The sequence below is a fragment of the Candidatus Jordarchaeum sp. genome, from assembly GCF_052745115.1.
This window is the reverse complement of sequence record NZ_JBRAKS010000081.1, coordinates 1-13,138: the sequence shown is the minus strand read 5'-3', so window position 1 is coordinate 13,138 and position 13,138 is coordinate 1. Positions and strand designations below refer to the sequence as shown.

22 protein-coding genes, 1 tRNA gene and 1 pseudogene are annotated in these 13,138 nt (G+C 37.6%); 3 read left to right on the top strand and 21 right to left on the bottom strand.

The genetic code is table 11. The features are described from left to right. Nucleotides 1-119: 119 nt before the first annotated feature. The 6 genes and pseudogenes from ACUVXA_RS07830 to ACUVXA_RS07805 form a co-directional block, all read right to left on the bottom strand. Entirely contained in the window at nt 120-584 is a 465-nt protein-coding gene (locus tag ACUVXA_RS07830; RefSeq protein ID WP_445870691.1) for a 50S ribosomal protein L30, read from the bottom strand. 20 nt (nt 585-604) lie between these two features. After that, nucleotides 605-1,237 carry a 30S ribosomal protein S5 gene (rpsE, locus tag ACUVXA_RS07825; RefSeq protein ID WP_445870687.1) on the bottom strand — a complete coding sequence of 211 codons (633 nt, stop codon included), beginning with the start codon at nt 1,235-1,237 and terminating at the stop codon, nt 605-607. Continuing rightward, nucleotides 1,238-1,840, bottom strand: a complete 603-nt coding sequence (locus ACUVXA_RS07820) for a 50S ribosomal protein L18 (RefSeq protein ID WP_445870686.1) — start codon at nt 1,838-1,840, stop codon at nt 1,238-1,240. It lies immediately after the preceding gene. Nucleotides 1,841-1,999: 159 nt separating this feature from the next. Next, on the bottom strand, nt 2,000-2,449 hold the full coding sequence (locus tag ACUVXA_RS07815; RefSeq protein ID WP_445870685.1) for a 50S ribosomal protein L19e: 450 nt from the start codon (nt 2,447-2,449) through the stop codon (nt 2,000-2,002). Continuing rightward, entirely contained in the window at nt 2,439-2,891 is a 453-nt protein-coding gene (locus ACUVXA_RS07810) for a helix-hairpin-helix domain-containing protein (protein ID WP_445870690.1), read from the bottom strand. Before ACUVXA_RS07810 ends, ACUVXA_RS07815 begins: the two co-directional genes overlap by 11 nt. Next, nucleotides 2,865-3,287, bottom strand: a pseudogene (locus tag ACUVXA_RS07805) (50S ribosomal protein L32e); the annotation flags it as partial. The pseudogene ACUVXA_RS07805 and the gene ACUVXA_RS07810, both read right to left, overlap by 27 nt. 305 nt (nt 3,288-3,592) lie before the next feature. Between ACUVXA_RS07805 and ACUVXA_RS07800 the strand changes: the two are divergent. Continuing rightward, nucleotides 3,593-4,177, top strand: coding sequence for a hypothetical protein (locus tag ACUVXA_RS07800; protein WP_445870684.1), 585 nt, complete (start codon nt 3,593-3,595; stop codon nt 4,175-4,177). Nucleotides 4,178-4,462: 285 nt separating this feature from the next. Then, entirely contained in the window at nt 4,463-5,038 is a 576-nt protein-coding gene (locus ACUVXA_RS07795) for a 50S ribosomal protein L6 (RefSeq protein WP_445870683.1), read from the top strand. Nucleotides 5,039-5,140: 102 nt separating this feature from the next. Here the strand turns inward: ACUVXA_RS07795 and ACUVXA_RS07790 are convergent, their stop codons facing one another. The 11 genes from ACUVXA_RS07790 to ACUVXA_RS07740 all read right to left on the bottom strand — a co-directional run bounded on the left by ACUVXA_RS07790 (nt 5,141) and on the right by ACUVXA_RS07740 (nt 10,067). Then, a complete protein-coding gene (locus ACUVXA_RS07790) occupies nt 5,141-5,533 on the bottom strand; it encodes a 30S ribosomal protein S8 (protein ID WP_445870682.1) in 393 nt (130 codons plus the stop codon). 14 nt (nt 5,534-5,547) lie between these two features. Then, the gene (locus tag ACUVXA_RS07785) at nt 5,548-5,694 is read right to left on the bottom strand and encodes a 30S ribosomal protein S14 (RefSeq protein WP_445870681.1); all 147 of its coding nucleotides are present in this window, start codon (nt 5,692-5,694) and stop codon (nt 5,548-5,550) included. Continuing rightward, nucleotides 5,694-6,272: a 50S ribosomal protein L5 gene (locus ACUVXA_RS07780; protein ID WP_445870680.1), complete on the bottom strand. Its 579-nt coding sequence runs from the start codon at nt 6,270-6,272 to the stop codon at nt 5,694-5,696. The genes ACUVXA_RS07785 and ACUVXA_RS07780 overlap by 1 nt, the downstream gene beginning before the upstream one ends. 4 nt (nt 6,273-6,276) lie before the next feature. Next, nucleotides 6,277-7,047, bottom strand: coding sequence for a 30S ribosomal protein S4e (locus ACUVXA_RS07775; protein ID WP_445870679.1), 771 nt, complete (start codon nt 7,045-7,047; stop codon nt 6,277-6,279). A 1-nt stretch (nt 7,048) separates the two neighbouring features. Continuing rightward, a complete protein-coding gene (gene rplX / locus ACUVXA_RS07770) occupies nt 7,049-7,423 on the bottom strand; it encodes a 50S ribosomal protein L24 (protein ID WP_445870678.1) in 375 nt (124 codons plus the stop codon). Nucleotides 7,424-7,443: 20 nt separating this feature from the next. Then, nucleotides 7,444-7,830, bottom strand: coding sequence for a 50S ribosomal protein L14 (locus tag ACUVXA_RS07765; RefSeq protein ID WP_445870689.1), 387 nt, complete (start codon nt 7,828-7,830; stop codon nt 7,444-7,446). Nucleotides 7,831-7,872: 42 nt separating this feature from the next. Continuing rightward, on the bottom strand, nt 7,873-8,199 hold the full coding sequence (locus ACUVXA_RS07760; protein ID WP_445870677.1) for a 30S ribosomal protein S17: 327 nt from the start codon (nt 8,197-8,199) through the stop codon (nt 7,873-7,875). Nucleotides 8,200-8,318: 119 nt separating this feature from the next. Then, nucleotides 8,319-8,615, bottom strand: coding sequence for a ribonuclease P protein component 1 (gene rnp1 / locus ACUVXA_RS07755; RefSeq protein ID WP_445870688.1), 297 nt, complete (start codon nt 8,613-8,615; stop codon nt 8,319-8,321). Nucleotides 8,616-8,662: 47 nt separating this feature from the next. Next, nucleotides 8,663-8,872, bottom strand: coding sequence for a 50S ribosomal protein L29 (rpmC, locus tag ACUVXA_RS07750; protein ID WP_445870676.1), 210 nt, complete (start codon nt 8,870-8,872; stop codon nt 8,663-8,665). A gap of 36 nt (nt 8,873-8,908) precedes the next feature. Next, complete coding sequence (locus tag ACUVXA_RS07745; protein ID WP_445870675.1) at nt 8,909-9,565, bottom strand: 30S ribosomal protein S3; 657 nt, start codon at nt 9,563-9,565, stop codon at nt 8,909-8,911. A 25-nt stretch (nt 9,566-9,590) separates the two neighbouring features. Further along, the gene (locus tag ACUVXA_RS07740; protein ID WP_445870674.1) at nt 9,591-10,067 is read right to left on the bottom strand and encodes a 50S ribosomal protein L22; all 477 of its coding nucleotides are present in this window, start codon (nt 10,065-10,067) and stop codon (nt 9,591-9,593) included. Between the two features lie 288 nt (nt 10,068-10,355). Here ACUVXA_RS07740 and ACUVXA_RS07735 point away from each other — a divergent pair, with 288 nt between their 5' ends. Beyond that, nucleotides 10,356-10,781: an Lsm family RNA-binding protein gene (locus ACUVXA_RS07735; RefSeq protein ID WP_445870673.1), complete on the top strand. Its 426-nt coding sequence runs from the start codon at nt 10,356-10,358 to the stop codon at nt 10,779-10,781. A 255-nt stretch (nt 10,782-11,036) separates the two neighbouring features. On the opposite strand, the gene ACUVXA_RS07730 is transcribed toward ACUVXA_RS07735, so the two are convergent. The 4 genes from ACUVXA_RS07730 to ACUVXA_RS07715 all read right to left on the bottom strand — a co-directional run bounded on the left by ACUVXA_RS07730 (nt 11,037) and on the right by ACUVXA_RS07715 (nt 12,872). Continuing rightward, nucleotides 11,037-11,228 carry a hypothetical protein gene (locus tag ACUVXA_RS07730; protein WP_445870672.1) on the bottom strand — a complete coding sequence of 64 codons (192 nt, stop codon included), beginning with the start codon at nt 11,226-11,228 and terminating at the stop codon, nt 11,037-11,039. Nucleotides 11,229-11,472: 244 nt separating this feature from the next. Continuing rightward, complete coding sequence (locus tag ACUVXA_RS07725) at nt 11,473-12,009, bottom strand: flavodoxin family protein (protein ID WP_445870671.1); 537 nt, start codon at nt 12,007-12,009, stop codon at nt 11,473-11,475. Nucleotides 12,010-12,058: 49 nt separating this feature from the next. Continuing rightward, a complete protein-coding gene (locus tag ACUVXA_RS07720; RefSeq protein WP_445870670.1) occupies nt 12,059-12,700 on the bottom strand; it encodes a B3/B4 domain-containing protein in 642 nt (213 codons plus the stop codon). 51 nt (nt 12,701-12,751) lie between these two features. Next, a tRNA-Pro gene (locus ACUVXA_RS07715) sits at nt 12,752-12,872 on the bottom strand. Between the last annotated feature and the right edge of the window lie 266 nt (nt 12,873-13,138).

Sequence of the window (13,138 nt, the reverse complement as noted above, 5' to 3'; positions counted from 1 at the left end):
TGGTGAGTATGATAATAAAATGACCTAATAACTTAAATACCGCAAAACTTTAGTAGTTATATATTTTTAGGCGTTTTACGTTTACTGTTAAAAATAATTCATTTAGGGAAAAGGTTTGGTTAAATCATTTTTTTCAAGAGTTCGTTGATTTTTCCCCCGCGGTATCCTAGTTCTCCATTTGAATGTAAGGCTCTTTTTACGGTTCTGTAAAATCCTCCCTTTGGAGGATGGAGTCTAAAAACAGGTTTTAGGTCAGGTAAATCGTTTAATTTGGCTTGTTTTTCATAGACTGCTTTTGCGAATTCTTCTATAGTTTTAAATTTTAATTTTTCTTTGATGTATTGATCGCTTAATTTCTTATCACCTATGAGTCTTCCTCTTTTGCTCAGAAGTAGATTTAGAGTATCGGCGTCTATTTCTCCCCAAGTAATGTAGTCCTTGGCCTTCTGTAGCATTCCGAGGTAGCTTGGTGAGTTGTTTATTAATGCGGCGTGGTTCACGTGGTGTAGTCTAAGCATTTTGAGTGTGTCGTTTATTTCTTTTCTGACATTAACGCTTCCTCGAAGTCTTATAACCGCTAACAATATGTTTGGTTCCATCAGTTTCAACTCCTTACCCAATCTTTTGGATGCATTATTTCATAGGTCTTTTTAAGAGCATCAAAAGTGGCATATGCGAAATTTACGGTGGTTTTAGTGTGTCCTCGTGACCATGACCAACAATCGGTAATGCCAGCTAGTCTCAATATTATTCTTGCAACATCAGACGCAACAAGCCCTACTCCTCGGGGGGCGGGGATCAGTTTGATTTCCACGCTTCCAGATTTACCTATTGTTTCAAAGGGTAGAGAGTGGGGGTCACCACATCCACATTCCCAGCTTCCACATCCTCTTCGTACCGGTATTATGTTCATTTTGGCGCTAATTATTGCTTTTCTTATTGCGGGGCCGATCTCTGTAGCCTTTGCCTCACTTATTCCAATATATCCGTTGTTATTACCCACGGCTACTGTAGCTTTAAAACGATTTTTTTCTCCAGCATCGGTTTGTTTTTGGACTAGGTTGATGTCTATGACTTCTTCTTCTAATCCGGGTAAGAGGACTTCTATTATTTCAGGCTCCATGATGCGTAGGCTTTGTTGGAAGATTTCCTCTATGCTTGTGATTAATCCTTCTTTAACCATTAAGCCGACTCTTGTTTTGGGTATCCATTCTTTTTCGTATTCGGTTTGGGACATCTATTTTTTGCCTCCGAAACTTTCAAGAATTGCATTTTTCACTGTGTCGAAATGCGTGGGGAGATTTTCCGGTTTCACTTTACGTTTTAACTGTTTTGAAAATTGCCTATTATATATTTCAGGGTTTTCAGATTGTAGCATTTTGGCGTATTCCGCTATATGTTCTCCGCGTATCCGGGAATCATCAGGGAGTACCTCCTCCCCGTATGGAATTTCAAGTTCTCCATCAACAGCTCCTTTGAGAACGGCAAATAAGCTATTGTTTTTTATAGATGCCTGTAATCCGATATCGAATACAATTTTTTTGATTTTTTTCTTTTTTGCTTTTAGACCAATTAGAAGGCCTGTAAGGTAGGCTGCAGGTATGTTTCCGCAGTGTCCTTTCCATCCATAATTTTTTTTAAGCTCATGCGTATGAGCAGTAACTAAAACTTTATCACCTTCAGGTAGAGATTCGATTATTTGTGCTGAAATATTATTTATACTCCTTCTGACAACTAGGCGGGGTAGTCTGGAAACCAGTAGGTTTCTTCTCAGATAGTAATCTGTTTTTTGTTCCCGTCTTCTTCTTGATAGAACTCTGTATCTTGGATTTTTAGGCATCATCAAGACCTCTGGCGAGAAATTCATACATCTCAATAAGTTTGTTCATTTGAGAATTGTGAAATAAACAACAACAATTAACATTTAAAATATTTCTACCAATATGGTGGGTTTTTTACACCAATTTTTTAACATGATGGATATTAATTTTTAAAAAATTTAGCGTCTAGCTAACTTTTGTTCTTTTATATAAGATTTAACATGCGCTACGTTACGAAACGCTCCTCCCTTAGTCATTAGATAAAGCTTCCTATGTACAGTTGGCGTAATGGCTCTTCTTGCTCTCAGTTCTTTCAGAAGTTTACGGATTGGCCGAATTTTTTTCATCCATAGTTCTTTTCTTGAAATGCGTGAATATTTCTTGCCTCTTAGTTTTCCCTCGCCGCGCCTCTGGCCTTTTCTCTTTTTCTTTGCGAGCCTTCGCGCCCTTCCCCGACTGGCTCCCACAGTGTCTTTCGCGCGTATTGCCTTGTTTTTAATTAAAGCTCGGATATCTTCTTTTCTAATAGCCATGGAAACATTATCCACATTCTCAGGGTCGACCCATACTTTATTTTCGCCGACTTTGAGAATCTTTGCCGCCATTTTTCTTTGAGTTCTAAGATTCAATTTGTTTGACCTCTTCTTTTTCTACTTTTTTCTTTGCTTTTTTCTGTTTTGCAAGCTTCTTTTCTTTCTCTTCGCCCTCTTTCTTTGCTGTTACTTTTGCTTCTTTAATCCATTCTTTAATCTGTTCTACAGGTACTTCAATTATTTCAGATAACTCGGCAATTTCGGTTTCCTCAGCCAAATCCTCAGCGCTGAATATTCCAATTTCTTTTAATTTTTTAGCTATCGTCTTATCTATACCTTTAATGGTTGTTAATTCAGTTTCTCCTACACTCAGCGTTACCTCTTCAACTTTCTTTTTACTCTTTTTCTTTTTCGAAGCTTCTAATTCTTCGACTTCTAGTTCTTCTAGGTCCTCTTCACTGAGGGTTTCAGCCTCTTCTAAGCCTTCCTCAAGCTCCTCTTCCGTCAGAATTATGCGTGGATTTAGTATCCAAATCATTTTCTGTTCAGCGGAATCCATAACGTCAACAGCTTTGCGTCCACCAACATTACTAGCTATACGAATTGCTTGTTTCTCAGGATCAACTTTTTCCAGATCCTGAACATTATAAACTAACACCTCCTCAAAGCCCGAGGGGTGTAATCCTCTCACCCGTTTGGGACTACCATATCCAATGCTTGGAGACTTAGGTAACCCCTTTCTCTTATGCCTTAAAGCATTATCAGTACCCTTTGGTGCCCGCCAACGCTTTTTTACTCTCTTGTAACGCCAACTCTCATAGGCAACGAAATTTGGTTTTTTCCCTTTGATTTTTTTCCGCAAACGTAAGAGTCTTTTTTCGGTCAATGTAAATTCCCTTCTAGAAGTATCACCAATAATTGATGAACGTAACATTAGAACTTATATAAGATTCTCTTTTAGCTTTGAGAATGAAGAGATTACTTAAACTTAAATTTTACGCATTCCATATGAAAAAAATCTCAATTCCCTTCCACTATTTCAGTGAAATTAATAATTATATTTGTGCTACTTCGATGGAAACCAATCGAATATACAATTTATATACTTCAAAAACAATAATTTAAACTTGAATTATTCCTCCTTAAATCATGATGGATGAATTAAAATCTTTTAATTCGAGGCCCAAAAGTTGTTCCGTGAGTTAAAGAACTTATTTAAAAAAATCAGGAGGCTCGATTATGGGAGAAGATAATGTTTCAAAGATTTTCCAAGAAGTTTCTGCTCTCAAGAGTATTATGGATGATTTTGCAAAGGTGGTAGCTTCTGTTTTTAATGAAATAAAAGCTAGTATTTCAAGTATCCAAGCAAGTACCCAGGCTATACAATCAAGCATTCAAAACTTAAATTCCACGCTTCCGCAACAATTGCGAGACGCTTTAAAAGAAGACCTAAGCAGTTTTAAAGAGGTTATTAAATCGATACAAGTAGGAGTTCCCGCATCTTCAGCTTTTGCGGCTCCGGCTGAAGGAGATGTAGGGACACCTGGCGTTATTCATGCCCGAGCCGGCCTAAGAGGCCCTGCAAGTGCATTTTCACCCTTAATTGAAGCTTTGGAAATGAGATCCACAGCTGCAGACATCGCTAGCAAATTGGAAGATGTGAGAGACACACTACAATCTCGTTACCCCTCAAATCCTGCTTTCTACGAAATGACGCGAGTTGCAAAACAACTAAGGAATAAAGGGAGCGCTAAACTGGACAGAATGGCAACAAATGAACTAATAAAATTGGCAGAAGAGTGGAGTGAAAGGATAGTTAAGTAGTCCTCGAACTTTCAAACACAGATAAACAATATTTTTCTTAGTGATATCCGCCGGTCGGCTAATAAATTTACAGGAAAGGATTCTTTAAAAAATGATGATAGGGAACAAATATTATATTTTACTACTCTTTCTATCCGTAACAAATATTAATTAAGATGTGCTAGGCTTTGTATCCATCATTATAATGTCTATTAATGGTTTAGCCAAGATCTAGGGTTAGAGTTTAATTAATTATATGGACATCTCTATTAAGGAAATTTCTACAATTTCAAGGAAGGGAAAAAAATGGTTAAAACGGCATATTCAAAACTAGAAGTTAAAATTCCCAGTAATATAAATGCACAACTAAAAGACATGGTTGTGGAGATAAGTGGACCTTTAGGATCGATGAGCAAAGATTTTTCACATGCTAAACAAATTAAAATTTCTAAAACGGATAATAAGATTATTTTAGATACGCTTTTCCCTGATAAAAAGAAAGCAGCACTACTTGGCACCATTAAAAGCCACATACAGAATATGATAGATGGTGTGACCCACAAATTTAGATATGAAATGAAAATAGTATACGCTCATTTCCCAGTAAACGTTGAATTTGACTCAGCAAAAAGAGTACTCCTAATAAAAAATTTCTTAGGAGAAAGAAGCGATCGCAGAGCAAGAGTTCTAGAGGGTGTTGACGTTCAAATCGAAGAGGATAACATTATTCTTGAAGGAGTAGATAAGGAAAAGATTGGACAATCTGCGGCTAATATTCAACGGGCCACCAGAATTAGAAAAAAGGATCCCAGAATTTTTGGTGATGGTATTTACGTATATAGAAAATACGTTGGAGACGAGATTGAGTGGAAAATAATTTAAAGTAATTTTAATGATTATGAATCTACTAATATTAACAATAATTGTTACTATTAAAATATTGTAAAGATATTTCTCTTGATTAAAGGATTCTTCTTATACCATTTAATATACAAATGCAATCAGTCGGCCACCGGTTTTTTGGGTTTTAGCCTCGTAGTGTGATATCACCCCGTAGGGGGTTGAAACAATTAATACTCCAAAATCTTGGGCGGGCAGATACTGTTTTTCCACTTCTTCGAAGTTTTTATTTTTTACGGGAAAACGCGGTTTTATTACTCCACATTTATTTATTCTTCCAAGAAGTTGGACTCGAAATTTACCTGCACGCCCATCATCTATATATTCGAACTCTCCTATATAACCTTGTTTTTGCATTACTCGGAGAATGTTTCCAATAAGTTTAGAAGCAATATCGATAATCACTTCCCTCTTTCCTACTCTTTCACTATTGTTTATGCTACAGAGCGCATCTGCGACTGGATCATTTCTGGTCAAGTGATTCACCCCATTTATTCATATTTTTTGAAACCAATTTTTTCCGCCTTTTCTCTAAAACATCTTCTGCAAATATACAAGTTATACCGCCTAATTACCGCCCTATGTGTACCACAGACTTTGCATACACGACTGCCTCTACCAAACCTCTTTTTTGACATTAATAATAGCTCTCCTCTTTCTTTTCTTCAAATGATAATCCGAATTCTTCCTCCATAAAGATCATTGTTTCTTCTCTGGTCATTTGATGTGGCCGAGGAATATTTTTACGCTTAATTCTTCTTCTCTTAACCCTATATCCGGGCCGCTCTATAGTAACACAAATATCCATTCCGAATATGCCCAATTGCGGATCATAGCGAACCCCTGGAATCTCTATGTGTTCCCTTATTCCAAAAGAAAAGTTTCCTCTTGAATCTATTGACCCAGACTCAAGACGCATTTCCACAACTTCAAGAGTTCTCCTTAAAAATTCATAGGCTTTCTCTCCCCGAAGAGTAACTTTACAAGATATAGGTTCCCCTTTTCTTATTCCCCAATCACGAATAGTTTTCCTAGATTTTCTTTGAACTGGCTTTTGTCCAGTTAAACTTTCTAGCACATTAGTAGCCTTGACTAGCTTTTCCCCGCTAGCACCAACCCCGAAATTAATTACCACTTTCTCAATTCGGGGTTTCCTCATAGGATTTTCTTTCCAATAATTTAAAAAATACTCTTTATTGACAGCTTCGTTACTCAAGGAATCAACTCTCCAATACCGTTTCTACAAGTCGTATTTCGGGTTCATTTTCTCCTACTGGGAACACGTATTCCAATGCGGTTTCAAATATAGTACCATCAGAACCCTTTAATGAAACAACACTCGCATGGGGACCAAATCTGGGTATGATTTCCTTAATTTTTCCCTGAAAGCCCATGTTTTTACCATCAACAACTATGGCAAGGTTCTCCTCCTTGAATGGGATGTGCCCTAATATTTCTTGGTTAGGTATAGAAATTTTTAATGTGTCTTTAGTTTTGTAGGGAACCAGTTCATCAGGAGATATTTTAGGATCTTCTAATCTGAACAAAATATTTCTACCATCATGTAAATTTAATTGTAGATGACCCTCCTTTACAGTGACCTTATTTTCAATCTGAACCAGTTTATAGGAGGTTTCATCACCATCGATTGGTACAGGTCTCAACCCTCTCTTCGGTAATGGTAGTATACGATAAAACTTGTTTAATTTTGTAACTTCAACCACATCCATTAAGCCTACAGGAAACTTGTGATCACGTCTGACCACACCATCAACCTTAATGGTCCCCTCTGAAAGAATACGTTTCGTCTCACGATAACTATCACAATATTGCAGAACATCGCGAACCAGTATCAGAAGAGTTAAACTTTCCTGGATGCCGTGTGGCCCAGCTCTAGGTTTCGCAGTCCACTTAGCTTCCTTCCTAAAAATTGGCCAGATTCTCGGTGAAGATATTCTTTTTTGCTGCTTTCTTCCGCCCTTTTTACCCAAATTAATCGACCTCCGCCGCTCCTGTTTTTCTTTTGATAACCTCTTTTCTCCTCTTATCATCCAGTTTAAGTTTGCCTATCATCACATTGGAGGGATGGATTGGATAAAAAATCGTTGTTCCATCAGCTTTTTCCACGCTGGCGCCTGCTACGTGTATTCGATAATTCTGAGTATCTATTTTTTCTACCTTACCTTCTAAACCGGAAAATGAACCAGTTATAACAACCACTTCATCCTCTTTTCTAAGAGGCATAGACCTTATACCATATTTTGCTTTCAAATCCGGCGTTAAGGCCGCACTAACCATTTTCCTTCGTCTATGTTTAGAAGCAGTGTAAAGTCTTTTTCTTTGAATTCTGGGTTTTTTCGATTTCATTGACACACTTCCTGCAACCTCTAAATAATAGTGCTTGCAACGCCAGCCAAGCGCGGCCAACGTTCCGCAGCCTCTTTGGCGACTGGCCCTCTTATTTCTGAACCCTTAGGCTGCCCCTCCGGATTAGTTATTACCGCCGCGTTATCTTCGAATTGGATCCAACTGCCATTAGGCCTACGGTATGGTTTTTTCTGTCTTACAATTATTGCCCTTAATACTTGTCGCCGCATATCAGGAGTCCCCTTTTTAACGGTAACCACCGCCATATCCCCCACTGAAGCTGAAGCCATCCTTCTCAATCGTCCCTTGTATCCAATTACGGAAATTATTTCCACTATCCGCGCACCTGAATTGTCAGTACAAGGTAATTTTGCTCCTATATTTATTCCTCTAGATATATCAGGTATGAATAATGCGCCTACGCGACCGCGACCTCTTTTAGGCAATTATTACTCCTCCTTTTTCTCCACAACTACAAACGCTACTGTTTTGCTAATTCGACGACACTCCATAATCTTCACTACATCTCCAACTTTAACATCAATACAAGAAGGCCTATGAGCCGGAGTATGAGAATGCCTGCGCTCATACCTTCTATACTTTTTAACATACCAAAGATAGTCACGCCTAACTATTACAGTGTTTTGCATCTTATCACTAACAACTACACCCTCAAATATCCTTCCTCTCACTGGTAATCGTCCATGGAAAGGACAAAAGGCATCATCACACTTGCTTTTAGGAGGGGTAACCTCTATTCCAATATTTCGAGCCATTATGTATCCTCTCTATTTCAAATGGGTTCCTTTTTCGGGGTCTGTTAAACGGTTAGCTAAATTTAACACATTCTTGTAGATGAACCGATTTTTCAAGACTATTTAAAAGGTTTGCGGATTTATTTAACTTTATATAAATTTTTTATACGATCCTCGGGTCTACCAATCATTTTCTTGCCTTCGATTTCTATTGTTTCACCCTCAGAAAGTAAGAATTCAAAGATAGACATGTTTTTTGGAATTTTTTTTATTCCATTACTTTCTATTATAATCATGTTTTTTGTTTCATCAATCACCTTTCCGCTAATTAGGTAACCTTTATGTGTACTCTTAATTACTCGTACTTGTAACCCTATCAACTCGTGATATATTATATTTTCTTTAGTTCTCTTTACTCTCTTGTTATAGATTTTCATGCTTTCTAGTAACATATTTTGTTCATAAAAATTTTAAGAATTAATTATTATTCTGGAGTTTTTTTCTTCTCATTAATCACGGTAAGAGTTCTCGCTATTGTTCTCCTAATTTCTTTAATCCTACCCGGATTTTCAATTGCGCCACCTGAAGCTTGCAAAGCTCTCTGCTCTAACAGTTCTGCCCTATACTCTTCTAATTTCTTCTCTAATTCTTCCGAACTCCATTTTCTTATATCCTTCATTTTTGCAATAGGCATTTTTAATCACCAGAATTTTTTTAGCTAATTACTCGCCTACCCTTCGTTCTCTCCCTCTAATGATACTCCCTCTTCTGTACCAGTAGATAAGGGCTCTTTTGGCTCCAGAATTTCTATATCATCCGGCAAATGTGAATCAGGAAGCATTATTTTGATGTGTACACCAGTTATTCCAGGTTTACTCAGAGCATGAGCAACAGCTTCGTCAACATATTGTACTGATGGCTCGCCCGTTTTTGAAATGAAACCTTCAATAAACTTTTGATATCTTGCACGTTGACTTGTAAGTTTTCCACCAATCCTTATTTCAATACCTTTTGCACCGGCGGTCATAACTCTTCTAAGAATTGAGTACGCGGCTCTTCGGAAGTGAATTCCCCTTTCCAGAGCTGATGCTAAACGTGACGCCATTACTCGGGCATTAAGTTCTGGTTTTTCAATTTCATTGACTTCAATCTGAGGATTCTCAAGTCCAAATTTACCTTCTAAAGCTTCAGTAAGGTCTCTAACGGTACGCCCCCTTCTTCCTATCACTAGACCGGGACGAGCAGCATGAATTATTACTCTAGTCCCTAAGGCGGTTTTTTGAATATCTACCTTCCCATATCCAGCCTTCTTGAGTTCATTGGCTAAATAATCATCAATTTCCGCCTTTCGAATCCCTCGTTCAATAAAATGGTCTTTTGCAGGCATTTACATTTCCTTCCAAGTTACTATACTATTCTACAGACACTCTTTCTTCTTCCACAACAATTTCTACATGGGTTAAGTTTTTATATTTGGGAGAGGTTCTCCCGAAAGCACGCGGCATAAATCGCTTAATTATACGACCACGTTGAGCCGCCGCGTGAACGATACGTAAACTATCGGTGTCCAACCCCTTATAGGTTGCATTTCCCTCAACGTTATCGAGAACTTTTAAGATTGCTCGGGCAGCCTTTACTGGGTATCCACCAGTATACCATTTATGGAGACCCTTGTGATGACCCCGCTGTTTCTTATATCGCTTATAGGGAACCATCTGCTTCATGTCCACGATTGCTTCTAGAAATTCCTTGGCTTCAAACAGCATCTTACCCTTAATACTATTACAAACTTCACGTGCCTGTTTTGGTGATACTCTAACGTCTCTTCCACTAGCTTTCGCAGTACGGTCAGGGTCGAGCCCAAACACCGAATATTTAAAGTTAGGCATTCGCGTACACCCATGTTCTTATTTAAGCTTGTGTGAGTTATATCCACATTAAGAAACGTATAAAAACATTTTGCTTTTTAATAATTCGGTAATTTAATAACATTGGCTTCCAAAATTCAATTTACAATAAGTTGAATGCAATTTATCTTATGAGTAAACCTTTTAGACTTTACTTGTATATAAAAATAAGGAAATTTGATTATTAATTCCAAATTAAATTAATTATTGTTAAAGTCTTGACTGCGTATTTATCATATCTGAAACCGTTTAATGGAGGAATACAATCAATTGAGTATTGTAAGTGGTGATTTCTTTAGAGAGCTTTCAGCTCTTGTTGGATCACGTATTGAGGTTAACACAGATTCTGGAAAATCCTACAATGGTATACTCAAAGGATATGACAGAAACACACTTAGCATCGTCCTAGCCGAAGCTAAGGATAATCAAGGAACTTTCTATCACCGCATATTCATTAGAGGCGAAAAAATCAATGAAATAATAAAAGCAGAGGAACCCTTCGACATAAAAGGTCTATATCTTGAAATCGAAAAAATTTTCCCTCCCGGAGAAGTAGAATTTTTTGAAGATAGCAGAATTATAAGGGTTCTAAAGAAGGTAAGAGTAACCGAGGAGGGTGTTGAAGGGGAAGGCCCTCTAGCAGATAGAATAAGACAGGTATATGATAAATATATTCTAGAGCAAAAACCAGAATAATAAACACTAATAATTTAAGATTCGTAACAGGGACGCGTCCATAAGTGAAGCTCGTTCAAACTTCACAATAATCCCACTTCTAAAATACACATTCGTAAGCATTTTTTTAATCTATCTTTAGTGGAAATTCGTAAATTCTACACAAGGCCACCGCTTTCCAAGGATCTAGTAATCCCTGCTTTTGTTGATACTCGTTTCTGGCCTTTTCTTCCCTTGCTTCAATGCATTCCCTGCACCGAGGATGCCTCGGGTCAATTAGCCCAGCATGATGCTGTGTGGCCCGTCACAAGAAGCGCAGTGAAGCATTAATACTGGAAGTCCACCGATTTCTACGCGAAAATACTCATTCACATCAAACTCATTCTTAAAATCTGGCCAGGTTTCATAAAGACTCTGATCTTCAAGAACTTCCTTTAAACGTAGAAAAATATTTTCGAAACTTGTCATCTCCAAACACCATCCATACACTTCTGTTTATTTCTACTCTCGAGAACTTACTTTTGTAAATCAGTTAGATTATAAAAGATATCCTTTTTGGGAGTATACACCTATTTGGAACCATGAAGTAGCTCAAATATTTTTCTACTCTTAATTTAGAATTAAATGGATTTAAATTCTAGTAATATATCAAAAGGCTTATTCTGGTTTATTAATTCTTTAAATTAGGTATTAAAAACCAATTTAGAAATTACTATTTTCCAAATGATTTTCCAATCGTATAGGCGTTTTCAAGTGATTTGGGTTGCTTCAGCACTTCACCCTTCTCGTGTGCTTTTACACAAAGACTTTCTACTAGCTGCATTCCTAGCCTATTGAAAATATTTTTAAAAAGTTTTATCAAATCCTTGCAGGCTTTATAGCCTTCATCACTAGGAATCACTAGAATCACTTTCTTTCCCCTCAATTTATTATTCACAGTATACGGTCTGAGGCGGTCAATCAGTAGTTTCATCTTAGCAGACATGCTATTCCAGTAGAGTGGCGTACCAAATATTATCACATCACTTTGGTCAAGTTCCTTGTAAATTCTTTGCATATCATCATTTTCCGAACATTTTAACTCCTTAAGACATTTTTTACAATCTGCGCACGGCAGAATTGTTAGATCATAGAGGTAAAACTTTTTAGTAGATGAGCCAACTTGATTTGCTCCTTCCAGAATCTTATCAATCAATAAGTCAGTATTACCTTTCTTTCTGGGGCTTCCGACTAGTCCAGTAACCTTCATAGAGAATTCACCAGTAATAAATCCGCATTTTTACTTTAACTATTTTTCTTTAACAAAATTTCTTAATGTACCCCATAGCGTACTCTAGTGCCTGATTCAACTCAGCATCACTTATCCCCGGAACACCACACGACATTAAAAGAATTTTCTTAGTTTTTAGAGTAATTTTGGAATCATCAGAGTCACGATAAGGATAAATCGCTACAAGCTTCTTACTATCGGAAACCACTATTTCTCCCCCAATAAGCTTTTTTGGCTTCTTCATCCCAATACCGAGGAAAAACTCACCCTCTCTTGAAAAACGCATGTTTAGACCACCATCAAGGGTGCCCAAATCAAAGGCTGCCAGAGGAACTCCGCTCTTAATGCTCGCTAAATTGTAAGAGTCAACAGCAGTATTTATTCTGGGAATTGGCTTCTCTTGAAGAATCCTTCTAATCAGGGCCTCCGAAGCTGGACGAATTTTTGTAGGATCAATGTTTATTTTCCAAAAGAAATCCCGGTACTTTCTCATCCTCTCATCATCTTTTAAACCCTCAAGATCATAATTTCTCTTTATCTCCTCAAATACCACCTGTTTAAACTCCTCAAGTTCGCCTTTCTCCCTCTCAATCCGCACTCCCTCAACAACAGCGGTTTTCGCGTTTAAATCAGGAAACCTCTCTTTAATCTCTGAGTCAATAACCAGCATTTCAATCCCTACTAGAAAGATTTTATTGAAAAAATTTTGGAGTAGAATAAATGGGTGGGAGAGGATTTGAACCCCTTTAAGGAACACTAAGGTCTAAGTGTTTGACCTCCTGAGCCCAAGTCAGGAATCATACCAAGTTTTCCGCTAAAGAATAGCTCTAGACTACCCACCCAACAGTTATATACAACCAACTGATTTTTTGTATGTTCTTATTCTACTTGTGGTGTATAAAAAGATTACTTTTATTAAATGTATCACTACAATAAGCTAGTGTACCTGATGGTTCTGGTACTAAATACGGTTGGTGGGTCTGATTAGTGTTTTGGTTTTCATTTTTCATCTCCACGCTCTTAATCCCTTTCTCCAAACCGTTGCCCGAGGACGCTACCCCCAGAAGTCGGGACGCCGCTGAGAAACCAGCACCCTAAATCTGACCCG

What these genes read in the sequence shown, in the direction of transcription:
- rpsE (WP_445870687.1), bottom strand. Translation starts at nt 1,237, where the DNA reads ATGTCCCAAACCGAATACGAAAAAGAATGGATACCCAAAACAAGAGTC.
- ACUVXA_RS07820 (WP_445870686.1), bottom strand. Translation starts at nt 1,840, where the DNA reads ATGCCTAAAAATCCAAGATACAGAGTTCTATCAAGAAGAAGACGGGAA.
- ACUVXA_RS07810 (WP_445870690.1), bottom strand. Translation starts at nt 2,891, where the DNA reads ATGATTTGGATACTAAATCCACGCATAATTCTGACGGAAGAGGAGCTT.
- ACUVXA_RS07800 (WP_445870684.1), top strand. Translation starts at nt 3,593, where the DNA reads ATGGGAGAAGATAATGTTTCAAAGATTTTCCAAGAAGTTTCTGCTCTC.
- ACUVXA_RS07795 (WP_445870683.1), top strand. Translation starts at nt 4,463, where the DNA reads ATGGTTAAAACGGCATATTCAAAACTAGAAGTTAAAATTCCCAGTAAT.
- ACUVXA_RS07785 (WP_445870681.1), bottom strand. Translation starts at nt 5,694, where the DNA reads ATGTCAAAAAAGAGGTTTGGTAGAGGCAGTCGTGTATGCAAAGTCTGT.
- rplX (WP_445870678.1), bottom strand. Translation starts at nt 7,423, where the DNA reads ATGAAATCGAAAAAACCCAGAATTCAAAGAAAAAGACTTTACACTGCT.
- ACUVXA_RS07760 (WP_445870677.1), bottom strand. Translation starts at nt 8,199, where the DNA reads ATGGCTCGAAATATTGGAATAGAGGTTACCCCTCCTAAAAGCAAGTGT.
- rnp1 (WP_445870688.1), bottom strand. Translation starts at nt 8,615, where the DNA reads ATGAAAATCTATAACAAGAGAGTAAAGAGAACTAAAGAAAATATAATA.
- rpmC (WP_445870676.1), bottom strand. Translation starts at nt 8,872, where the DNA reads ATGCCTATTGCAAAAATGAAGGATATAAGAAAATGGAGTTCGGAAGAA.
- ACUVXA_RS07745 (WP_445870675.1), bottom strand. Translation starts at nt 9,565, where the DNA reads ATGCCTGCAAAAGACCATTTTATTGAACGAGGGATTCGAAAGGCGGAA.
- ACUVXA_RS07740 (WP_445870674.1), bottom strand. Translation starts at nt 10,067, where the DNA reads ATGCCTAACTTTAAATATTCGGTGTTTGGGCTCGACCCTGACCGTACT.
- ACUVXA_RS07730 (WP_445870672.1), bottom strand. Translation starts at nt 11,228, where the DNA reads ATGACAAGTTTCGAAAATATTTTTCTACGTTTAAAGGAAGTTCTTGAA.
- ACUVXA_RS07725 (WP_445870671.1), bottom strand. Translation starts at nt 12,009, where the DNA reads ATGAAGGTTACTGGACTAGTCGGAAGCCCCAGAAAGAAAGGTAATACT.
- ACUVXA_RS07720 (WP_445870670.1), bottom strand. Translation starts at nt 12,700, where the DNA reads ATGCTGGTTATTGACTCAGAGATTAAAGAGAGGTTTCCTGATTTAAAC.